The following is a 22,386-nucleotide window of genomic DNA, read 5'->3' on the forward strand; positions in this document are numbered from 1 at the left end:
GAATCTATTGGAGCACGTCACCTAGCGATGAACTCATTAAGGTTTCGCATAAACCAACTAATGTCGTACAGGCGCTGGCGGTAAACTTCAGCAGTATCGGTTACTGTTTGTAATTCGGCTTCCGAGAGGCGCTCACCCTTAAGATACCTTTGGGTAAGTAGAGTGCCTTTATGGATACGGTGCCATTGGGTTAGAACTTGCTCTAGATTCCATGAATTGGCACCTTGTTTATCAACATGCAGGACTACATGAACGTGATTGCTCATCACCGCATAAGCACAAATATTAATGGAGTACACCGAAGCTAACTCTAATAAGCGGCGCTCGACCCAGCCTCTTCGATGTTCGAAGCTTTTTCCCGAATTCTGATCAACACCGCATAGGTAGCATTGCCTAACGCAGCGTGAAACGCAGTGATAATAAGGAGTATCAGCAAGGCTGATTTGGCTGCGTCTTGATTGCGGCACGGCTAACATCCAGTAAATTCATATACGTCCATGCTAGCAATCAATTGCAATTGATGAACCTGTATCTTAGGTGTGAATTAATCGAATTGATTCTTTGTATTATCGTGGGTGTCCGGTTAGCTGACCTTTACTAAGGGTGTCTTGATAGTACTATTGAATTGACCCTTTATTTTACAATGGATGTCTTGGTTGCGCTAAATGCCGAAGGAAGTGAATCTAATTTACCTTGGCAAGCAATGCATTAGCTACCTTAGACACTGGTTTTCTGTTTAATACAGAAGAGATAAATTCAGTGGCAACAAGCAACTTATCCATACTTACGCCACTTTCAATTCCAAGTCCATTTAGCATATACAGAACGTCTTCTGTCGCCACGTTTCCGCTGGCGCCTTTAGCATATGGGCAGCCCCCAAGGCCTGCGACAGCGCTATCTATGCTCGATATACCAAATTGTAGCGCGGTGTAGATATTGACTAATGCTTGGCCATAGGTGTCATGAAAGTGGACAGCTAAGTCGGCAACTGGTACGTGGTGGCAAACGTTTTCGAGCAAACGAGCAGTAGATGCTGGAGTGCCGGTTCCAATGGTGTCGCCAAGTGAAATTTCATAGCAGCCCATATCATGTAGACCCTTGGAAACCTGCGCTACCGAGTCGCTAGATATTTCTCCTTCATAAGGGCAGCCCATCACACAAGATACGTAGCCCCTAACTGGGATATTATGCGTGTTTGCGGCCGCAATAACGGGCTCGAATCTTTTTAGGCTTTCACTGATTGAGCAGTTAATATTTTTTTGAGAAAAAGATTCAGAAGCCGCGCCAAATATAGCAACTTCATCAACGCCAACAGACAGCGCAGCTTCAAACCCTTTTAGGTTAGGGGTCAGGGCTGAATAGATAACATCATTGGAACGGCTAATTCCATTGAAAACTGCGTCAGAATCTGCCATCTGAGGAACCCACTTGGGAGAAACAAAGCTGCCAGCTTCAATACGCTTTAAACCACTTGCGCTAAGCAAATTGATGAGATGTATTTTGTCTTTAGCGCTAAGAATCGCCTTTTCATTTTGCAACCCGTCACGAGCACCAACTTCCACGATCCTCACTTTAGAGGGAAAGTGAGTCGCAGGGTTAGAGGGTGAATTTACGATGGGTGTCTTCATAGCGGTTTCCACACTCATTCAACTTCTGACTCAGAATCGAAATCAATTAGCACTGAGCCTCCATCTACCAACTCACCAGGTTGATAATAATAGCCTTGCACCACACCGTCGCAAGGCGCTGTAATACTATGTTCCATCTTCATGGCCTCCATAATAAGTAGCGGTGCACCTTTTTTGACGCTACTACCAACCTCAACTAAGTGAGCCACCACGGTACCATTCATTGGTGCATCTAAGCTTGCACCACTGTGGTTGTCGTCATCCCCCATATCAGGTGCTAAGACCTTAAAATGGCAGGTTGAGTCTTGACTAAATAAGCCAAATTGACCTTCGTTGTTCGAGAAATGGTATGTCCGTCTTACTCCATCTACAGAGGCAATTAATTCATCACCAGCAAGATGACCAGTTGCTTCAATGCTTTCCGTATCCGTGATTACCTCAAGGGAAATACCTTTTTGATTCAGGCTATTACCTGATTGGGCGATATGTTTTATTGTGAGTGAATGAACTTCATCACCCATCATAATCGAAAGGGATTCTTGATATCCCATGTTGGGGCGCCACGAGCCAACAATCCCCCAAGGTGAGGGCAGTGAATTACTCTTCGCTGTACTTTGATTACGTGAAAGTACAGACAAAAGTGCTATTGCGGGAAGCTCAGCATCAACTGATTGACTCTGATTGTTGAACAGGGTGTCAGTATGTTTATCAATAAAAGTTGTGGTTAATTCAGCGCTAATGAAAGGCGCACTTGAAGCCACGTCGATAAGAAAATCAATATTCGTGGTTACGCCGTCAATGTGATATTGCTTAAGTGCACTAACTAATTGTTTTAAAGCAGCTTCTCTGTTCTCACCCCATACAACGAGTTTAGATATCATCGGGTCGTAATAAACGCTAATGTCGTCACCTTGCTGTACGCCGGTATCAATGCGTACTTTACTTGTTGATCCTTGGCTAAATAACGTGGGTGTCTTGTTTAGCGACTGGCTATTTTGATAGGAAGTCGGGCTTGATAGCATGGGTGTCTTGATAAGCGAGAGCGTGCCGCTGGCGGGCAAGAAATCATTGTTGGGATCTTCGGCGTAAATACGCGCTTCGAATGCGTGTCCCGTTAGCGTTAATTCTGATTGGGTCTTGGGCAGGGTTTTTCCTTCTGCTACATCAAGCTGCCAGCGAACCAAGTCTTCACCGGTAATCATTTCCGTAACAGGGTGCTCTACTTGCAAGCGGGTATTCATCTCCATGAAATAGAACGAGCCGTCTTCGTCATACAAAAACTCAACGGTTCCCGCACCTACATAATTAATCGCTTTTGCTGCTTGAAGGGCCGCTTCGCCCATTTGCTGCCGAATATTGGCAGGAAAATTAGGGGCAGGTGCTTCTTCTATCACTTTTTGATGACGACGCTGCACTGAACAGTCACGTTCAAATAGATGCACGCCATTACCATGGGTGTCACAGAAAACTTGTATCTCAACATGGCGCGGCCGGGTGAGGTATTTTTCAACCAACATATGTTCATCGCCAAAGCTTGCCATCGACTCCCTTTTTGCTGCACTTAGCGCCGCCGAAAACTCGCTTTCTTTCCACACCTGACGCATGCCTTTACCGCCGCCGCCGGCAGCAGCTTTAAGCAACACAGGATAGCCCATTGCATCACTGGCTTGCTTTAAGGTAGCCTCATCTTGATCATCTCCGTGATAACCTGGCACCAAAGGCACGCCGGCATCTTCCATAATTTTCTTGGCCGCAGATTTAGATCCCATGGCTTCTATGGCAGACGCAGGTGGGCCCACAAATATAATATCGTGCGCGGCACATGCTTTAGCAAATTCGGCATTCTCAGATAAAAAACCATACCCAGGATGGATGGCATCTACACCAAGCTTTTTGGCGTATTCAATAATTGCAGTTCCGCGCAAGTAGCTATCTTTCGAGGGGGCAGGGCCTAAATAAACCGCTTCATCCGCCTGTAAAACGTGTAAGGCATTTGCATCAGCGTCTGAATAAACCGCCACCGTTTGAATACCCATGGCTTTGGCTGTACGCATCACTCGGCATGCAATTTCGCCGCGATTAGCAATCAGTAATTTTTTGATCATGCTTGTTTCTCCTGCCACGCTGGGGCGCGCTTTTCGATGAACGCCCCCAAGCCTTCTTGCCCTTCTTTCGAGGTTCTTATTTTGGCAATTTGTTTGCTTGTATCATCAAGCAATTTAGCATTAATAGGCGCGTTGGCAACCTGTTGCACTAGGGCTTTGGCTTGCGATACCGCCACGGGGCCGTTTTTTAAAATTTGGGTGACAATATCGTCTATTGTGCTATCAAGTTCATCTTCGGTCACAGCCTCGCTAAGCAGTCCTAGCCTGCGAGCTCGGCGGGCAGAGAAGACTTCTGCGGTTTGAAAATAGCGTCGACACACCCGTGCGCCCATAGCTTCTATCACGTATGGGCTGATAGTGGCGGGAATTAAGCCTATTTTTACTTCGCTTAAACAGAACTTGCTCAATTTGCTTCCAATGGCAATATCGCAGCAAGCAATAAGACCAACCGCGCCGCCAAATGCCGCCCCTTGCACGCGGGCAATAGTGGGCTTTGGCAAGGTGTATAAGGTGTGTAACATAGTAGCCAGCGCCATTGCGTCGATATGATTTTTGGCTTCATCGTACTGCGCCATGCGCTTCATCCACTCTAAGTCGGCACCAGCACTGAAGCTCTTTCCTTTGCCTTGTAAAACAACGGCGCGAACGCTGCTGTCGTTGCCGGCGCGCGTAAATAGCTCGGTTAACGTAGCTATCATGTCATCGTTAAATGCATTGTGTTTGTCAGCGCGGTTTAACGTAATAAGGGCAACGTTTCTTTCATCTACGTGATAAGTAACTGCTTGTTCCATAATAAATTCCCCTCAACTACATGCGAAAGACACCGAAGCGGGTGTCGGGTATAGGTTGATTTAATGCCGCAGATAACGATAGGCCTAACACTGTGCGGGTATCAGCAGGGTCGATAACGCCGTCGTCCCATAATCTGGCTGAGGCATAATATGGATGTCCTTGTTTCTCGTAGGTGTCGATAACCGGTTGTTTGATGGCGTGCTCTTGTTCGTCGGTCCAGGCTTCACCTGCACGTTCTTTTTGATCCCGCTTCACTTGAGCGAGTACGCCAGCGGCTTGTTCGCCGCCCATTACCGATATGCGAGCATTTGGCCACATGAATAGAAATCTGGGGTCGTACCCACGGCCGCACATCCCGTAGTTTCCTGCACCAAAACTACCGCCAATTAATACGGTAATTTTAGGCACTTGGGCACACGCAACGGCAGTAACCATCTTGGCGCCGTGTTTAGCTATCCCGCCATGTTCGTACTGTTTACCCACCATGAAACCAGTGATGTTTTGTAAAAATACGAGGGGAATTTTACGCATTGCACATAATTCAACAAAGTGTGCGCCTTTTAGTGCACTTTCGCCGAATAAAATGCCATTATTGCCGATGATGCCCACCGGATAGCCGAAGATGCGCGCAAATCCGCACACTAACGTAGTGCCGTATAAGGGTTTAAATTCATCAAAGTCTGAATCATCTACTACCCGTGCGATAATTTCTCGCACATCGTAAGTTTGTTTTGAGTCGGCAGGCACGATGCCGTAAATCTCTTTAGCATCGAAGCGCGGGGGCTTCGGCTCTGCCACATCCAATGCGACATGTTTGGTACGGTTAAGCCTAGAAACTGCATTTCTTGCAAGAGATAGTGCGTGATGGTCGTTATTGGCTAATTGGTCTGCTACCCCTGAAATTCGGGTATGCACGTCACCGCCGCCAAGCTCTTCGGCAGTTACCACTTCACCTGTCGCTGCTTTCACTAGTGGTGGTCCACCTAAAAAGATGGTGGCTTGCTCTTTTACAATTATGCTCTCATCTGCCATGGCGGGCACGTAGGCACCGCCAGCTGTGCATGACCCCATTACCACCGCAATTTGTGGAATATTCTTTGCCGACATGTTGGCTTGGTTAAAGAAAATACGGCCAAAGTGTTCTTTGTCGGGAAACACTTCATCTTGATAGGGTAGGTTCGCACCGCCTGAATCTACCAAGTAAATACACGGCAGGTTATTTTCTTCTGCAATGGTTTGTGCGCGTAAGTGTTTTTTCACGGTAAGCGGGTAGTAACTGCCGCCTTTTACCGTGGCATCGTTAGCCACTATCATGCACTCAATACCTTCCACGCAACCTATACCGGCTACTACGCCCGCGCAGGGTACATAATCGTCGTACACATCCCACGCCGCCAATTGGCCTATTTCCAAAAAGGGCGTGTTGTCGTCAATTAAGGCGTTAATTCTGTCTCGGGGAAGTAATTTTCCGCGTGATTGATGGCGTTGGGCAGCTTGTGCCCCGCCGCCTAATGAAACTTGTTCTATTTTTGCAACCAAGTCATTTACTTGTGCTTGCATATGCTGCGCATTGGCAACAAAGGTGTCTGATTTTGTATTTATCTTTGAACGTAGAACGGGCATACCCCCTCCTGTTTGTTCAGTGCGACCTTATGAGCCGCACAGTCTGTCGTTAAGAGCAAAAAGCTGAACTGACACGTTATAATTATTATTTTGATTCGTTAAACAATTCGCGGCCAATAAGCATTCGGCGAATTTCTGAGGTACCCGCACCAATTTCATACAACTTGGCATCTCTTAATAATCTGCCCGTGGAATATTCATTGATATAACCGTTTCCACCTAAAAGCTGAATGGCGTCTAAGGCCATCTTGGTGGCTAATTCTGCAGAATATAAAATGGCGCCAGCGGCGTCTTTTCGGGTGGTATCACCGCGATCGCAAGATTTTGCAACGGTGTACACGTAGGCTCTGGCGGCATTCATTTGGGTATACATATCGGCCACTTTGCCCTGAACAAGTTGAAATTGACCAATAGATTGACCGAATTGCTCTCTGTCATGAATATAGGGTACAACCACATCCATACAGGCTTGCATAATGCCCAAGGGGCCACCAGACAGTACCAATCGCTCGTAATCTAGCCCGCTCATGAGCACCCTAACGCCTTCGCCTTCTTTACCCAGAATATTTGCTGCAGGTACTTCACAGTCTTGGAATACAAGTTCACAGGTGTTTGAAGAGCGCATGCCTAATTTGTCTAGCTTTTGTGCGCGGGTAAAGCCTGGGAAATCACGTTCTACAATGAATGCGGTGATCCCTTTGGGTCCGGCTTGTGGGTCTGTTTTTGCGTAAATGACAAAGGTATGGGCGTCTGGACCATTGGTGATCCACATCTTGTTGCCGTTCAAGATATACTTATCGCCGCGCTTTTGTGCACGCAGCTTCATACTCACCACATCTGAACCCGCATTAGGCTCACTCATGGCCAACGCGCCAATGTGCTCACCAGACACTAATTTAGGCAGATACTTCTCTCGCTGTTCGTCGTTGCCGTTTCTAAAAATCTGGTTTACGCATAAGTTAGAATGCGCACCATAACTCAGGCCAATACCTGCTGATGCGCGGCTCACTTCTTCCATTGCGATGGTATGGGCTAAATAACCCATATCGGCGCCGCCATATTGCTCTGATACCGTAACCCCCAACAAACCCATTTCACCCAGCTTGGGCCATAATGCATTGGGGAATTGGTTATTAGCGTCGGCTTCTTCTGCTAACGGAGCAATTTCATTTTGTGCAAACTGGAAGACTTGATCGCGCAATAAATCGATATCTTCGCCAAGATCAAAGTTTAATGTAGGGTAGGAGGTATTCATGCAATTTTTCCTTGTTCTAATTCCGCTAGCTCTTCACGGCATCGCGCTTCTACTTCATCGAGTTCTTGCATCAGGCTTTGAATATCCTCAAGTTGCTGATGAAGTACAGCCCGTTTTTGTGCGGTCATTTCCAACATGGTGCCTAGCTGAACGGCGGAATTGCCATTGGTGTCGTACATTTCGAATAAGGTTTTAACTTCTGCTAAGGAAAACCCTAATCGTTTCCCTCTAAGAATGAGCATTAATCTCACTCTATCTTTGTTGTCATACACACGGTTTTGCCCGGTACGCTTTGGGCTAAGTAGCCCTTGCTCTTCATAAAAGCGAATGGATCGGTGAGTTATATCGAACTCTTTTGCCAGTTCACCTATCGCGAATACCGACTCTTTCTCGTTGTTATTCATAACACGTACCTTTGGTCTTATGTCGTTGTCTTGTGCTGTTTACAAAAAGACTTTCCCTGAATGAAAGGGGATTCTTGACACTAAATATATTGAGGTTTACGTTAACGTTAATTACCTTTTACGTTAAGGTAAAGTAACATTTTGCTAACGTCAATTTTTCATATGTGAGATAGTTCGCTTATCTAAACATGGGTGTCTACATTTTTATACGAAAGTAAAGTTAGTTGAATATTATTCCATAAATTACAAATGGTTAGGAGTTCAAGTGATGAGTAGTGAAACAGTAGTGATCGTAGCAGCGAAGCGCACACCAATGGGTGGCTTCAATGGAAGTCTGTCTGGGGTAGCCGCCACCGAACTAGGTGCCACTGCCATTAAGTCGGTGTGCGATACATTCGATGTAAGCCACGTTGATGAAGTTATTATGGGGTGCGTTTTACCTGCTGGCTTAGGTCAAGCGCCCGCTCGTCAGGCATCGTTAGGCGCAGGCCTTCCTCTTAGCGCAGGCGTAACCACCATTAACAAAGTGTGTGGTTCTGGTTTAAAAGCGGTAATGCTGGCTCACGATTTAATCAAGGCCGGTAGCGCTGAAGTGGTTGTAGCTGGTGGGTTCGAAAGTATGAGCAATGCGCCGTATATGTTGCCAAAGGCAAGAACAGGCTATCGGATGGGGCACGGACAAGTACTCGACCATATGATGTTAGATGGTCTTGAGAATGCTTACGATGGTAAGGCGATGGGATGTTTTGCGCAAGATACAGCGGATGCTGAAAACATTACGCGAACTCAAATGGATGAATTCGCGCTTAGTTCGCTTTCAAAAGCCCATGAAGCGATTAACAGTGGTAGTTTTAAAGATGAAATCGTAAATGTGACTATCTCAGGCCGCAAAGGCGATGTAGTCGTTGATACTGACGAAGGCCCAGGTTCTGCGCGACCAGAAAAGATCCCATCCCTTCGCCCTGCATTTAAAAAAGACGGCACGGTAACCGCAGCAAATTCCAGCTCTATTTCAGATGGTGCGGCGGCGTTACTCGTTATGAGTGAATCCAAAGCGCACGCGCTGGGATTAGCCCCACTTGCTAAAGTGGTAGCCCATGCTACACATTCTATAGAGCCAGAGAATTTCACAGTAGCACCTGTTGGAGCAATGGAAAATGTGCTTTCTAAAGCAGGCTGGTCTAAAGATGAAGTCGACTTGTTCGAAATTAATGAAGCCTTTGCCATGGTTACTATGTTGGCAGTTCAAAAGCTGGGATTAGACGAGCGAAAAGTGAATATAAAAGGCGGCGCGTGTGCGCTTGGTCATCCGATTGGCGCATCGGGTGCACGAATCTTGGTCACCTTGCTGCACGCGCTTAATCAAAAGAAAGCGACAAAAGGCATTGCCTCTTTATGTATTGGGGGTGGGGAAGGCGTAGCACTAGCGGTTGAAATGCTATAAGCAGCATGCTTGATTGATGTCAAAAAAGCATGACTTTGAAGTAAATGGCACCACAATCCGGTGCCATTTGTGTTTTAATTATCCTAATAAAGCGTTCATTATCCGTCGCTGCATAGATTCGATTTATTATTGACGAGTGTCGAATAATTAAACGAGTTTTTCAGTATGTAGCAACTATGAAACGAAATGGCGGGTAAATTGCCTAAATTTTGGCTGAATGTGTTGGTATCGTGATTTTTTAGTTTAGACCGATGTTGCATTTGCAGGCGCTAAGTTAGATACTCTGGTATGCGATTTTTCGCATTTTACGTATTTGTATTTAGGTGGTCTTTTTGATTTCTTTCAGGTGTTTACGCCTTGTCTTCTCCGTAATTGTGCTTACGCTTTCTTACTCAGTGGAAATAGCAGCACAAGCGCTTCAACAGAACGTTTCTCAACCGCAATCGGCAAACAACACGGCTCCTCGTGAGGTGACGTATTGTGTCGATCCCGATTGGGCACCTTACGAAGCCATACGAAATAATAACCATGTTGGTATTTCTGCTGATTATATTAATACTATTTCGGAGCTCTCTGGCTTAACCTTCAAGCTTGTGCCAACTGAATCATGGGAACAAAGTTTGGCATTCGTACAGGAAGGTACCTGCCAAGTCATCTCCATGCTGAACGTTTCTGACTTTAGAAAACAGTTTCTTTATTTTTCCGCGCCTTATTTTGAAGCACCCAATATTTTAGTTGCCCGTTCAGGCACACCTATTTTACAAGGTTACGCAGGCATTGGTCACAGGACTGTTGGGGTAGTGAAGGGCTACAGGCAGGTAGAGTACATTTCCAGGCATTATCCTGAGTTAAGGCTTAAATTAGTACAAACCGAAAGTGAAGGGCTTGCTGAATTAGCAAGAGGAGACATCGACGTTATGGTGGGCTCGTTATTAAGCGTAAACACGCATATCAATAATCAAAAGATAGATAATGTGAGCATTGTGGGTTACGCGGAGCCGTTCGATTCACTTGCGTTTGGTGTGAATAAATCTTCTCGCGACATTATTCCTATCTTAAACACTGCAATTGCCACTATTCCAGAGAATCGGAAGGTTGATATTTATAAGCAGTGGAATAACGTTCAGGTTCGTTATGAACGGGATTATTTTAAACTGGTGGTAACCACGTGCTTTGTATTGTTGGCCATTGTTTGCTTAGTGTGGCGCAACAGAACAGTGTCACAATTTAAACGTTTAACAAAGCAGAAGAATGATGAAATAGAATCGTTGCAAACGACCTTGTTAGACAGAAACCGTACCCTAGAATTTTTGTCAGCCCACGATACTTTGACTGGGTTATATAACCGCAATCACATGATTCAAAAAGCAGAAGAAGAAATTTCTCGCTTCCACCGCTTTCATACTACCGCATCGTTAATTGTTGTGGAGATTGAGGTTAAGCGCGATTGTCGGGGTGAATTAAACGAGTTCGATAGAGAAAATATTTTAAAGCAGGTTGCGTCCCAATGTCTTGCGACCGTAAGAGAAGTAGATATTGTGTCACGCTTCACAGGCGAACAGTTCATCATTTTGTGCCCACAAACCACCTTAGACGCAGGACGGGTTCTCGCTGATCGACTTGTAGAATGTATTGACGAAGACGTACTTACCAAAAATACTAAAATGCAAGTCAGTGCGGGCTTAGCTGAACTAAAAGAGAGTGAAAACTTCACCGATTGGTTTGAGCGCACAACGAAGGCGCTGTATCACGCTAAAAGATTGGGTATAGCGAAGGTATCAATAGCAGACTAGCGTGGGATAAAGTGACGCCTAGCCTGCTGCAGTAAACATTTTTAAACACTGCGTGGCGGTTTAGATTAGCGATGCAAACGCTAGCGCTTTAAATAATAGGTTCGTAATGCCATTGGTGCGAGTCGTAATGAATATGGGCGCGCTCATACTCACGCTCTGAGCGCCAATTACGATTGTTCAGTTTAGCTGTTACACCAGGGTACAGTTTCTTATTGGCAATAAGCTTAATATCTTGTTGGTACTGAACTTTTGCATCGCTAATTTCTAGCACTTTCGACTCAATCCAATCAAGCAACGCGTTTTCGTTGTCGAACATTTCAAGCGCCTCAGCCACTTTTGTTTTAAGCTCCTTGGGCACTTTTTTACTTTTCAAAATATCAATTTTTTCTTTGTGCTTGCTATTGTTTTCACGTAGTTGGCGCACAAGTTCGTCTAACGCATCTTTACGTTCAAGTAGTTGAGCAAAGCCAGGGCTAAAATCGACTTTAAGCATGCTACCAGATACTGCACCAAGGGTGCCGGCCTCTATTCTATCTTGACTTACAATATCGCAAGCAAACAAGTTACCCATTGGTTTGTCTATTTGGCCCACAATAACGGCGCCACCACAGTGAAGCTTACTATAAGCTAATTGACGGCCAACGGTAATGTTGCCTGAACAGTGAATTTCGATACCTTGACCATGCTGAACATGAATACTGCCTTTCGCTATGAGGTGGCAGTTGAATTCACCTGCGCTGTCATTTAATTTCCCCATCGCACCTTCGGTGATAATAATATCGCCACCAGACTCAATGTGAGCAGACTCGACGAAACCATTTATGGTAACGTCACCTTCTGCTTTTATTTGCATTTTTTCTGTTACGTCGCCATTAACCAGCACTGCACCTTCATAATTTACGTGACCCGTACCCACATTAACCCCGTTACAAATATAGGTATCGTCGATATTCATGGTTTGGTCTTGGTATTTCGGCATACCCGCAATGGATGACATTAATAAATTTTGATCGTTATCAGCCTGAACGGTACCGGTACCTTTGCGAAATTCTACCCACTCACCAGGAATGGGGGGTAGCTTGCTACCGCGCACATCAAAACCACTTCTGCCTAGGGTAGGCTCTGTTCTGCGAAGCACAGGGGTGTCTACTTTTACGCAGATAACCTCACCTAGATTGCGCATATCTACCCGCTCACCTTCGTTGGTTTGCGGTTTTAATATACGTTCAAGCGCATTGGGTACTAACGGAATAAATCGCGATGAACGGCCATTTCTAGCAGGTAGGCCTTTTGCTACTGTACGCTCGATGATGGTGCCTGGAGGTGACTTTCGTGCTTCCATTAACATGGCTTCGATAACGCGTGTGCCAAGGCCTCGATGAATGTTGTTTTTTAAGGCTAAAGACTTAATGGTATTTATCGTGGGAGATTTTCCACCGTAGGGTGACGTGATCACAAGGTTGGCTGTCATTGCGTCTTCAGGAATACGAAACTCTATTTCGGCGTTCCGTCTCTCACCAACTCGCTCTTGGACTACGGTGTTATCACCGGTTTTGAAGTAATGATTAGCAGTATCGCAAGCCGATTTTAAAGCCGCATCGGAAACATATAACCGTTTAGTTTCACCGGTTGCTAACTCCGTTTTTACTTGGCGTATGTCTATTTCTTTAGAGAACTCTGAAGGGTTTAGTGTCAGATTTATATAGGTTCTTGTTTTATCAAAACTTATTGTTACGCCGTTCATTACTACATTCATCCTTTGAGCAGTCTTGCTTACTTTTCTATAGTCAATATCGACCTTAACGCTGCAGACTTAAGCGTGTTTCTGCATTATTGCAGAGAACAATAACGCATTAGACATAAGTTTAATGTAATGCGTTTCATTGCGCCGCGTCAAAGGTTTTCGGCATATTGAAATAATGCTCTTAAAATAGCTTGTTTTTCGGGGTTATCAACATGTTCATGAGCAAGGCGTTCTAACGTACTCATATAGTGTTCAAGCGTAATAGATGCTGACGAAGTGGGATCAGTTAAACGCGCTTGTCTATGTCGTTGCCACTTCAAGGTTTCATCATAAGTAAGTGTAGACGGGAAATTACGTGCTCTATATCTAAACAATAAAGCCCTAAGGCCGACATGTTGAGTCTCTTCAGCTAATGCGCCAAGTTGTTCTGGGCTTGATGCTAGCACTTTGTCGCACCAATGGCGGTCTTCAGTACTTAAAAAGCCACCGCTATAAAGCGCGTGATCAATATCTTGCTCTTTGTCGTCTGTGTCGTTTTCATACACGTTTGACAGCTTCATGCCTAAGTCACGTTCTTGTGCCAGAATGCGATAATTTTCAAGGCAGGTATCTCTGTCTAACCCTAATCTATGCGCATTGTCCTCAGTCATCGCTTTTGCGGTAGTCACAAAAGGGGAACGGTTAATATGAATGAGCTTCAACCCTGGGCGCAAACTATTGGCATCACTGCCAGGCTCGTAACGCGCGTAAAGTTTGGCTTTTATTTCTTCGGGAGAATCGTTAAGTAGGCTATCGATAGGCTTTGATAAATCTACAGCAATAATCGCGTTACTGTTGGTCGGGTGTTTTGCAATAGGCATTATCCAGGTACAACACCCTTGGCTAGCAGGCAACTTAGCTGAAATATGCAACAGTACGGAAGGCTTAGTTAAATCAAACTGGTTAGCCACATTGTGCTTACTACGAAGGGAATAAGCATATTCAAATAACCTAGGCTGCTTTTCTTTGATTAGCTTTGCCAAGGCAATAGTGGCATGAACGTCACTTAATGCATCGTGCGCGTTTTCGTGGCTTATGTCGTTTTCTTTAGTTAAGTGCTCTAATTTGAAGCTAGGCGTACCATCTTCGCGAGTGGGCCAGTTTATGCCATCAGGGCGAAGTGCGTAGCATGCTCGAGCCAAGTCTATAATATCCCAACGGCTATTGCCGTTTCGCCATTCTCTAGAGTAAGGGTCATAGAAATTTCGGTAAAACAAGAATCTAGCAACTTCATCATCGAAGCGTATGCTATTAAAACCCAAACTGCAGGTGTTGGGCGTCGACATTTCCTGATAAATACGCTTGGCAAAATCAGCTTCGTTCGAGCCATCTCGCAAGGTTTGCTGAGGCGTAATACCGGTAACCAAACAGGCTTCAGGGTGGGGCAAGTAATCGTTCGCAATGGCGCTCATAATATTAATGGGCTTACCAATAATATTAAAGTCCAGATCGGTTCTAATGGCAGCAAACTGACAAGGTAAATCTTTTTGTCCACTGGTACCGAACGTTTCGAAATCGTACCAAAGAAAGCTAGGTTCGTGCATGTTCTAGGTTACATTTTTGAATAAGTGTCATCATGCTGGCAGTGTACACTGCGTGGGTTTGAATACCAAACCTAGCTATTTAAAATGAAATTGATTCATAACTTGCCAATCTGCAAATCTGAAACTAGTTTTTAATGTATATCAGATAATTGGAATATAGTTCACCTTGGCAGCGGTTATAAAACAGAAACTGGGAGCAAAGTATTCCCAAAAAATGCTGGGTTTCGCTGTTGTTGGGGCAATCCTAGTCACTGTATTAGTGGCTTTTCTATTCGAAAGCAATCTTTCGCAAAGCGTTTTAGATGATGTGTCGTCCCAGTTAAATCATCAAACGAGTGAGATAGAGGGCTTTACACAACGCCAAGCGGTTCAATATGCTGATAATTTAAAATTTTTACACGCTACGCCGTCTGTATCTGGCATTCCCCGTGCTACTGAAAACGCTGGGGTAGATCCTAAAGAAAATACCAGTTTTACCCTTTGGAAAAAGCGCTTAGAGACAATTTTCATCGCCTTTATAGAAAATAATGAAGAAGTTGATCAACTACGAATTATCAGTATAGGTGATGGCAAGGAGGTTCTGCGTGTTGAACGATCGGGCGGCAAAATATCTGCGTTAGCCGATAGAGAACTTCAAGTAAAAAGTACCAGAGACTACTACAAGGAAAGTGCTCAATTATCTCGCAATGAACTGTATATGTCTGGTATCAGTCTTAACCGCGAATACGGCAAAGTGGAGTACCCTTACAAACCTGTATTACGTTTATCATTGCCTATTTTTAGCGAAACCGGCCGAAGGTATGGCTTTATCATCATGAACATAAATACCTCTATTGCGTTAGCCGGCATGACTGAATTCGTATCTTCCCCCAGCAGCTGTATCTCACCGATGATGAAGGCTTCTTCATTTTACACCCTCAAAAACGTTTTAATTTCAGCAAAGACCTTGCGCCAGAAGCCACTTGGGAAACGCAATTTTCTTCTCCTGTTTTTGAAGGTGTTAGGCACGTAAGTAGGCGGGTTGATGGTGTCGTCAGTGACGTGTTCATTGCGAGTCGAAAAGTGGTGGTAAGTAGTTCCCCAGGGCAACAATTCGTTTACGTGCATCTTGCCCTACCGGCTGACACTATTACCGGTTTAATGAACGAAAGGCGATTGGCTGTTTATGGTTTTCTTTTGGCAATGTCTATGGTGTTCGCAGCAGTATTACTGTTCTTTCATCGAAGTGCCAAAAAGAGCTTTGAATTGGCGGAAGCTCGCGGAGAGTCGGCAGCCATTGTCGCTGGGTCTAGTGACGCCATTGTCGCTGGGTCTAGTGACGCCATTGTCAGTATGGATATTGATGGCATAGTGAAAAGCTGGAATATGGCCGCAGAGCGGTTGTTTAGGTTACCAAGCTCAACCATCTTAGGTCATCACTACAGTGCCTTTGCGTCGATACGCCCCATTGCTTGGGATAAATACCTAAATGCTGAGGTAGCGCGAATCGGCTATTTTCAGGATGAAATTTTATTTAAACAAACATCAGGTATTGAGAGTTGCCTAGCGGTTACGGTGTCTCCCATTTGGGGGGATCAAGGGCAGTATTCAGGCGTGGCAGTGGTTTTACGCGACATTACAAAAGAACGTAATACCCAACGCGCTATCGAGAAAAATAATCTAGAGCTTGAAGAGAAAGTGCAAAGCCGCACTAAGCAACTGGCAGAAGCGCGTGATGAAGCCCAAGAAGCTAGTCAGGTAAAAAGTGCGTTTATCTCTAGCATAAGCCATGAAATGCGAACACCTTTAAACGGCATAATCGGCTCACTTAATTTGCTAAAACGTCAGCCTCTTTCTGCTAAAGCGGAACAACTGGCGTCTATGATGGATGTGAGTTGTAACAACTTAAGTGTTTTAATTAATGACATATTAGATATGTCGAAAATTGAGGCCGGGAAATTAGACTTGAACGTGCAAGCGTTTAATCCTGTGCAATTAATAGAAACATTATCTTCATCATTGGCGGTACGAGCTCACAACAAAGACTTGGAATTTCTTGTAGATACCACAGAGTTAAAAGCTGAAGCATTGGTGTCAGATCCCCATCGGGTATCTCAAATTATCAGTAACCTAGTAAATAATGCCATCAAATTCACCGAACGAGGTCATGTGGCACTCGCTGCGTCGCTTACACGCAATGACAAGGATAACGCCCAGCTGAATGTGACGATAACCGACACTGGGATCGGCATCGCAAAAGAGCACCAGTCGAAGCTATTCACTGCCTTTACACAAGCAGATGCCTCTGTTGCTACCCGATTTGGGGGCACAGGGTTGGGTTTATCTATCTGCAAGCAACTTAGTGTACTGTTGGGCGGCGATATCAACTTTTCTTCCACGCAAGGCCAGGGAAGTTCCTTTTCGTTTTGGATTTCAGTGGATGATGTTACGTCGGCAGATAGTCAGCAAAACTTGGCGTTATCTAATAAAATGGACGGGTTGCGTTTAGCTGTGTTTGCCCAGTATTCGCCGCTTGCAGAAAATATTAAAACCCTAATGACTAGTGAAGGAGCTAGCGTTGTAGAAACCTACACCGGCATCGTCTCATTCGAGGAGGTTTCCTAGGATACCATTGATGTAATTGTTACTGATTACAACAATCCTATCTTGTCGGTCGTAGACGAAAATTGGGACAACTTGCTAAAAAAAATATCTATTCCTCATATCTGCATGTTGCAAAGTATTGGAAAACAAACCACGTATTATGCCAACTTTACGCCGGCTATTTTAACAAAGCCCTTATTGAAATCTGAGCTCTTAAAGGTCGTTGATAGTACTTCTTCTGAGTTTGTAGATAGTCCACCTGCACAGCAAGTCGAATCCAGTGCAACTGATATGGAAAAAGAGAGCATAGCGGGGGCTCATGTATTAATAGTGGATGACAACGCAATTAACATAGAGGTCGCCAGAGGAGTTCTCGATAATTTGCCTGTGTCGGTGAAAATTGCTAACAACGGTGAACAGGCGCTAGATATTGTAAGGGAATGCGAAAAAGAAGGGCATTATCTTCACTGTATTTTGATGGATTGCCAAATGCCTGTAATGGACGGGTATGCTTGTACTAGCGCTATCCGAGATGGCCGCGCAGGGCAAGTGCATCAGCAAGTGCCCATCATTGCTATGACAGCAAATGCAATGTTAGGGGAAAAGGAAAAGTGCATTGCAGCCGGCATGAGCGACTACGTTACCAAGCCTATAGTGGCAAGCATGGTAGAGCCTAAAATTATTAATTGGATCCAGTCTGCCTACAGCCCCCAATTTCTAGGTAAATCGGTCATGGACGAAACTCGCGTAGTACACAATGAAATGGCAGATGAAAGACCGTCTTTGGCATCGACATCTGGCTTTGTTGAGCCTTCATCACCTTTATCTCCCTCATCACATGCATTGCCCACAACACCTGTAGCATCTATCTCATTTACCACACCTTCTTCGTCAGAGGGAAGCGATACGCCTATTTGGGAAAAATCACGGGCCTTGATGCGGTTAGCGAATAACCAAGTTCTATTCGATAAGATATGTGAAATGTTTATTGAAAGTGTGCCTAGAAAATGTGATGAAATTAAAGCTGCTGTAAACGACAAAGATGCCTCTAAAGTCAAACTAGTGTCTCATACCATTAAAGGTATGGCGGGGGATATTGGCGCAGTGCGTGTGCAAAGTCGTTTTAGTGATATTGAGCGACTGGCCAAGCATGAACAATTGCTAGAAATAGACAATGCATTGCCAGAAGCCATTAATGAGATAGCCGTATTTTTAAAGGAGTTAAAACCAGCCTAGGCTAGTATGCTATGTGACATTTATGGTAAGTGCGCAATTTGGTTTAAAAAGCCGCTTAAAATAATGTTTTAGTGAGTAAATTCGAATAGAAAAAGTAGCTGTCATAAGCATAGTCTACTAGGCTTAAAGCGTAACAGAAATAATTTGATTACAAAAAGATAACATTGCGTTACATCATTACTATAACAAGCAGTGCCGTCTCGTCTTCAGGCTGTATAAAAATATAAAAGACGCCGCGGCCGGGAGAGAAATATGGAATCGTTGCTAGTCAGTGATTATATGAATACTCACCCCGTGAAATTAAATGGGGATATGACGGTGGCCGAAGCCGTAGAGGCTTTATTGGCTTGTGGGCAAAGTGGAGGCCCAGTAATTGACATTAAAGGTAAAGTAATTGGTTTTTTGTCTGAGCAAGATTGTATTGCTCAAATGATAGCGTCGAGTTACTACCGAGAACAGATTTGCCGAGTGGCAGAAATAATGAAAGCGCCGGTTGTGGTTATTAAACCATATCTGTCGGTAATAGAACTTGCACAATTACTGATTAAAAATAAGCCTCGCGTTTACCCTGTGGTTGATGACGATGGGGTATTGGTTGGAAGTATTAACCGAACGGCAGTGCTTCGAGCAATAGACGTACAACTTCGATCGGGCTATCAGCGCGCTAGCTAGCATTGGTCGTTTTGTAAAAGCATTCCAAAAGTATAAAGGGTAAGCCATTCAGCTTACCCTTTTTTTGAGTAACATATTGTTCTCATATCGTTTATCTCAAGCAGCTCATCGGCGCCTGATTATGGAATATGGCTATAAAAACGGCTATGAAAAATGATTGAGAGCAGTTAATTACCTAGAGTGAGTTGCTTATGTGTGTGCTTACGTGAGTGCGAATAGCATCAGCTAAGTCGTCCCCAGCTACAAACTTAAAGTTTTGCCGTTGGCTAGGCATCACATTTCTTCCATCTTGTACCACCAATAGCCCACCATTAAAGGGGCCGCCTAGATTGACGTTGGAGGTTTCAAGACCATCGGTTTCCGACACCCCATCAATGCCTTTATCATAATTTGCACCAATGCTAATCATACCCACCAAACTATAAGGTGCCTTGCTTTCATAAACAGCGTACTGATTATTGCCTTGGCTAGAAGCAACTAAATAGCGTACACCGTCTACATCGAATAACGATAAACCTTCGATGTCAGCGGTAACCGGGGATTTTATAGGAACAATAAGCATGGGTGTCTTGTTAAACGTTTTGCTAAGGGTTGATGAAGGCATTGTTTCGGCTTCAGAAACATCCAACGCCCATATGCCTGCACCTTCTTCTCCCAAGTAGGCAATTTGTGTATCGGTGTCTACAACGCAACCTTCCGGCTGAGACGGCAATTCAAAGTCGTGAATTAGGGTGGCAGAAACGCGTGAAGCATCTTCTAAGGTATTCAACTGATAGTGCAAGTACCGGCCATCAGTACTATTTACTAATACTTGGGTGTGATTATTGTTTGAAAATGCACACAGTCCATAAATATCGGTTAGCGGGGTAGGGATGTTAGTGTTGAAGGTTAGCTCGCCAGTTTTCTTATCGATGAAAAAGACTGACATGCTGTTACTGCTTCGGTTACTTGCCACTGCGATATCGTATTGTGGTGCCCAGTTGTATGCCACGCCCACGTTGTTTACTCGTCCTACCTTGTGTGAGGCAACTAACTCACCTTGTAAGTTGTAGGTATTTAGGCTGCCTTTTTTGTTAGTGCCAATCACCAAACTTTTAGATGGGTTGTTTTTGTTTACCCAAATAGCAGGATCATCGGCTGCATCACCATAATTTTCCACCACATCGGTTTCATAAACAGGCTGCAGTTCTATAGCAGAAAACATGGGTGTCTTGTTAGTGGGGACGTCATCGTTTGTGATGGGTGTCTTTATAGTGAGGTTTTCTTTTTTTACTATGGGTGTCTTGTTAAGCGTATCGCTAAGTGTGGGTGTCTTGTTAAGAGATGCTTGGCTTGTTTTGCAAGCGTACAGCGCTTTTATGGCGTTAGTGATGTCGGTGGTGAAGGTGCTGCCTGAGTTGTCATCGTAGATGTTGGCGAAAACCGTATCGCTTTTTACCGACAGCGCGATATCTTCTGGGGCTATGTCTTTATCAAAACCAAAGAAGGTTGTGGCGCAGGTATTGTGCAGCCAAAGGCCGTTGTGTTCTGGGCTTACCCACGCGGCAAGCGAGCTTTGTGTACTAGGGCTGTTTGTAACTGTGCTGTCTGTAACTGAGCTGGAGGAAAACAAGTTACGTGCCTCCAATCCATTAAGCGTAGCAACACCTTCAACCGGGGTGTCAGGCTGGTTGAAGGTAAGCGTGCGCTCGACCTCTGCTTCTTCATCTGCAGGCATGGCCCATACACCCGCGTACTCGTCGGCTAAATAGAGGGTAAGTTCCGCGTGACGTGCCGCTGAACGATTAAACTTTGAGTCAGAAACGTAAATGTCAGAAGCGTTGTAGTTAACCCCAAGCGCACAACTTTTTATGCCTGGACCAATAGCCAGAGTTCGTAAATTATGAACGGTAAGTGTGCTATCGCTTTTATCGGGTATCGCTAAGTACTGGGTGAGCATGCCTAAGGCATCGATATTAACGAACTGTAATTTGCCGTCGATATTAGCACTACACAAAGCTTCCGAGTCTTTCACTTCAGTTGCTGATGTTTGGATAATGCGAATGGTGTGGTTTGGCGTATTTTCAGTACTTATTTTATAGCTACGTACTTGTTGGCTGTTAATATCAAATACTAAGGTTTGAATATAGCTGCTGTTAGTATGCTCTAATTCATCAGAAACTAAGTAATTTCCTGCATTAACAAAGTGGCCTTTTTGCGACGCGAGCATATTTTTGTTATCAGAAACGGTCAAACCATTGGTTTCACTAATAGTTACGCTTATCGTCTTACCGTTTAATTTGTATGTTGTTTCAAAGTCAGTAGAAACATTAGAACCAGTTTTTGTTAGCGTTAGGTCGGCTACGCTTGATGCAACTGCATTCGCACTTGTCATAACGGCCAAGCAAAAAGCGAATTGAGTTGTTTTTATGGCAAATGTTGTAAGGCTGTTCTTTACTTTATTCATTGCCAGTTCCTTTTGTTCCAGCGCTAAGCTTTTGCACTTTATGGCGATAAATCACGGCCCCTTTGTGGTTAATAAAGGTAAATCCAAGTTCGTTATTAGTCATACTTACCGCCACAAAGCCTCCCGTCGATTCAGCAAAACGGGTAAAGTCGTAATGTCCTACTGGGCGCACTTCTGAGCCCCCACCAGATACAATATGTACCAGCGAGTCATTGGGTAACTGGTTATGTTGCAAGTCATGTTCGTGGCCAGCAATGTAGGCGTCTACGCCGTGCTGATGCAGTATAGGCTCTAGTACATTTTTAATAGCGCTGGTAGTGCCATAACGTTTTCCACTTGAATACAGAGGGTGATGGCCAATCACAACGTTCCATTTAGCATTGCTGTTTGAAAGCATGGTGTTTATCCACGCTAATTGCTTTTTTGAGCCTTGAGAATAGGCTTCTTGGTATTTCGCTTCAGTGGCGTAATCTGGGTTTAGCGGGTTAGTGTCGATAAATAGAATAAGCGCAGTGGTATTATCTTCTAATTTTACCGTTTTACTATAATACTGCGCGGGCATATCCCAGCGTCGACTCACTTTACTGTAGTCAATTTGGGCTTGCCAATTGCCGCGATAATCATGGTTGCCCAGCACGGGGTGCCAATCAACAAATAAATGGGGCTGATGGTAAATGTCTTCAAATGAAGTACGCCAGTATGGGTCTTCAACCGACGCCACCCCGTTATCATAAAAATTATCGCCGGTAGTGGCGATGAATTCAGCATCAAGCTGGTAGCTGGCAATGTCCATCCATTTAGCGACATCCCGTTGATAAAAATGGCCATTGCGGCCCCAGTCGCCCACCACTAAAAAGTGAAAAGCATTATCTTGACCTTCAAGATTATTAATGTGGTGTTGTTGGTAGTAATTGTGTGATGTGATTTGCCCTTGGCACGTGAGTGAAAATAAGGCAAAAAGAAGCAGTAGTACGCGCATGAATTTATCTCTAATAAGGGCGCGCTTGTAGCGCGCCCATTTTTTAAACGCCTGTGTATGACGTTTAGGGTTTAACGTATCTTTAAACGTAAGATCTTG

16 protein-coding genes and 1 pseudogene are annotated in these 22,386 nt (G+C 44.5%); 6 read left to right on the plus strand and 11 right to left on the minus strand.

Features of this window, described 5'->3' with window-relative positions:
- Nucleotides 1-20 precede the first annotated feature (20 nt).
- From C7Y69_RS06270 to C7Y69_RS06300, 7 genes and pseudogenes are all read right to left on the minus strand, one after another.
- Nucleotides 21-467 (minus strand): annotated as a pseudogene (locus tag C7Y69_RS06270) (transposase); the annotation flags it as partial.
- Between the two features lie 216 nt (nucleotides 468-683).
- Complete coding sequence (locus tag C7Y69_RS06275) at nucleotides 684-1,628, minus strand: hydroxymethylglutaryl-CoA lyase (protein WP_049791817.1); 945 nt, start codon at nucleotides 1,626-1,628, stop codon at nucleotides 684-686.
- 14 nt (nucleotides 1,629-1,642) lie between these two features.
- Entirely contained in the window at nucleotides 1,643-3,733 is a 2,091-nt protein-coding gene (locus tag C7Y69_RS06280; protein ID WP_126872150.1) for an acetyl/propionyl/methylcrotonyl-CoA carboxylase subunit alpha, read from the minus strand.
- Nucleotides 3,730-4,524, minus strand: coding sequence for an enoyl-CoA hydratase/isomerase family protein (locus C7Y69_RS06285; protein ID WP_126872151.1), 795 nt, complete (start codon nucleotides 4,522-4,524; stop codon nucleotides 3,730-3,732). Before C7Y69_RS06285 ends, C7Y69_RS06280 begins: the two co-directional genes overlap by 4 nt.
- A gap of 16 nt (nucleotides 4,525-4,540) precedes the next feature.
- Nucleotides 4,541-6,148 carry a carboxyl transferase domain-containing protein gene (locus C7Y69_RS06290; RefSeq protein WP_013784516.1) on the minus strand — a complete coding sequence of 536 codons (1,608 nt, stop codon included), beginning with the start codon at nucleotides 6,146-6,148 and terminating at the stop codon, nucleotides 4,541-4,543.
- Between the two features lie 85 nt (nucleotides 6,149-6,233).
- A complete protein-coding gene (locus C7Y69_RS06295) occupies nucleotides 6,234-7,403 on the minus strand; it encodes an isovaleryl-CoA dehydrogenase (protein ID WP_126872152.1) in 1,170 nt (389 codons plus the stop codon).
- Nucleotides 7,400-7,807, minus strand: a complete 408-nt coding sequence (locus C7Y69_RS06300) for a MerR family transcriptional regulator (RefSeq protein WP_013784514.1) — start codon at nucleotides 7,805-7,807, stop codon at nucleotides 7,400-7,402. The genes C7Y69_RS06295 and C7Y69_RS06300 overlap by 4 nt, the downstream gene beginning before the upstream one ends.
- Nucleotides 7,808-8,075: 268 nt before the next feature.
- Between C7Y69_RS06300 and C7Y69_RS06305 the strand changes: the two genes are divergently transcribed.
- Both C7Y69_RS06305 and C7Y69_RS06310 read left to right on the plus strand, forming a co-directional pair.
- Nucleotides 8,076-9,251, plus strand: a complete 1,176-nt coding sequence (locus tag C7Y69_RS06305) for a thiolase family protein (protein WP_126872153.1) — start codon at nucleotides 8,076-8,078, stop codon at nucleotides 9,249-9,251.
- A gap of 323 nt (nucleotides 9,252-9,574) precedes the next feature.
- Nucleotides 9,575-11,044 (plus strand): diguanylate cyclase, encoded by a 1,470-nt coding sequence (locus C7Y69_RS06310; RefSeq protein WP_260563434.1) that lies wholly within the window; start codon nucleotides 9,575-9,577, stop codon nucleotides 11,042-11,044.
- 88 nt (nucleotides 11,045-11,132) lie between these two features.
- Here the strand turns inward: C7Y69_RS06310 and C7Y69_RS06315 are convergent, their stop codons facing one another.
- Nucleotides 11,133-12,788 (minus strand): FapA family protein, encoded by a 1,656-nt coding sequence (locus C7Y69_RS06315; RefSeq protein WP_126872155.1) that lies wholly within the window; start codon nucleotides 12,786-12,788, stop codon nucleotides 11,133-11,135.
- A gap of 149 nt (nucleotides 12,789-12,937) precedes the next feature.
- Entirely contained in the window at nucleotides 12,938-14,371 is a 1,434-nt protein-coding gene (gene sbcB / locus C7Y69_RS06320; RefSeq protein WP_013784510.1) for an exodeoxyribonuclease I, read from the minus strand.
- A 166-nt stretch (nucleotides 14,372-14,537) separates the two neighbouring features.
- Here sbcB and C7Y69_RS06325 point away from each other — a divergent pair, with 166 nt between their 5' ends.
- From C7Y69_RS06325 to C7Y69_RS06340, 4 genes are all read left to right on the plus strand, one after another.
- The gene (locus C7Y69_RS06325) at nucleotides 14,538-15,383 is read left to right on the plus strand and encodes a PDC sensor domain-containing protein (RefSeq protein ID WP_148112471.1); all 846 of its coding nucleotides are present in this window, start codon (nucleotides 14,538-14,540) and stop codon (nucleotides 15,381-15,383) included.
- A 29-nt stretch (nucleotides 15,384-15,412) separates the two neighbouring features.
- Entirely contained in the window at nucleotides 15,413-16,975 is a 1,563-nt protein-coding gene (locus C7Y69_RS06330) for a PAS domain-containing hybrid sensor histidine kinase/response regulator (protein ID WP_126872157.1), read from the plus strand.
- Nucleotides 16,976-17,017: 42 nt separating this feature from the next.
- Nucleotides 17,018-18,190 (plus strand): response regulator, encoded by a 1,173-nt coding sequence (locus C7Y69_RS06335; RefSeq protein ID WP_126872158.1) that lies wholly within the window; start codon nucleotides 17,018-17,020, stop codon nucleotides 18,188-18,190.
- 252 nt (nucleotides 18,191-18,442) lie between these two features.
- Nucleotides 18,443-18,862 carry a CBS domain-containing protein gene (locus tag C7Y69_RS06340; protein ID WP_013784507.1) on the plus strand — a complete coding sequence of 140 codons (420 nt, stop codon included), beginning with the start codon at nucleotides 18,443-18,445 and terminating at the stop codon, nucleotides 18,860-18,862.
- Nucleotides 18,863-19,037: 175 nt separating this feature from the next.
- Here the strand turns inward: C7Y69_RS06340 and C7Y69_RS06345 are convergent, their stop codons facing one another.
- The gene (locus C7Y69_RS06345) at nucleotides 19,038-21,308 is read right to left on the minus strand and encodes a phytase (protein ID WP_126872159.1); all 2,271 of its coding nucleotides are present in this window, start codon (nucleotides 21,306-21,308) and stop codon (nucleotides 19,038-19,040) included.
- Nucleotides 21,301-22,287, minus strand: a complete 987-nt coding sequence (locus C7Y69_RS06350) for a metallophosphoesterase (RefSeq protein WP_409513419.1) — start codon at nucleotides 22,285-22,287, stop codon at nucleotides 21,301-21,303. The genes C7Y69_RS06345 and C7Y69_RS06350 overlap by 8 nt, the downstream gene beginning before the upstream one ends.
- Between the last annotated feature and the right edge of the window lie 99 nt (nucleotides 22,288-22,386).

The organism is Alteromonas sp. KS69 (assembly GCF_003989595.1).
GTDB classification, from domain to species: domain Bacteria; phylum Pseudomonadota; class Gammaproteobacteria; order Enterobacterales; family Alteromonadaceae; genus Alteromonas; species Alteromonas naphthalenivorans.

Excerpts from the sequence above, each read along its gene's own strand:
- C7Y69_RS06275 (WP_049791817.1), bottom strand. The coding sequence starts at position 1,628 with ATGAAGACACCCATCGTAAATTCACCCTCTAACCCTGCGACTCACTTT.
- C7Y69_RS06280 (WP_126872150.1), bottom strand. The coding sequence starts at position 3,733 with ATGATCAAAAAATTACTGATTGCTAATCGCGGCGAAATTGCATGCCGA.
- C7Y69_RS06285 (WP_126872151.1), bottom strand. The coding sequence starts at position 4,524 with ATGGAACAAGCAGTTACTTATCACGTAGATGAAAGAAACGTTGCCCTT.
- C7Y69_RS06290 (WP_013784516.1), bottom strand. The coding sequence starts at position 6,148 with ATGCCCGTTCTACGTTCAAAGATAAATACAAAATCAGACACCTTTGTT.
- C7Y69_RS06295 (WP_126872152.1), bottom strand. The coding sequence starts at position 7,403 with ATGAATACCTCCTACCCTACATTAAACTTTGATCTTGGCGAAGATATC.
- C7Y69_RS06300 (WP_013784514.1), bottom strand. The coding sequence starts at position 7,807 with ATGAATAACAACGAGAAAGAGTCGGTATTCGCGATAGGTGAACTGGCA.
- C7Y69_RS06305 (WP_126872153.1), top strand. The coding sequence starts at position 8,076 with ATGAGTAGTGAAACAGTAGTGATCGTAGCAGCGAAGCGCACACCAATG.
- C7Y69_RS06315 (WP_126872155.1), bottom strand. The coding sequence starts at position 12,788 with ATGAACGGCGTAACAATAAGTTTTGATAAAACAAGAACCTATATAAAT.
- sbcB (WP_013784510.1), bottom strand. The coding sequence starts at position 14,371 with ATGCACGAACCTAGCTTTCTTTGGTACGATTTCGAAACGTTCGGTACC.
- C7Y69_RS06340 (WP_013784507.1), top strand. The coding sequence starts at position 18,443 with ATGGAATCGTTGCTAGTCAGTGATTATATGAATACTCACCCCGTGAAA.
- C7Y69_RS06345 (WP_126872159.1), bottom strand. The coding sequence starts at position 21,308 with ATGAATAAAGTAAAGAACAGCCTTACAACATTTGCCATAAAAACAACT.
- C7Y69_RS06350 (WP_409513419.1), bottom strand. The coding sequence starts at position 22,287 with ATGCGCGTACTACTGCTTCTTTTTGCCTTATTTTCACTCACGTGCCAA.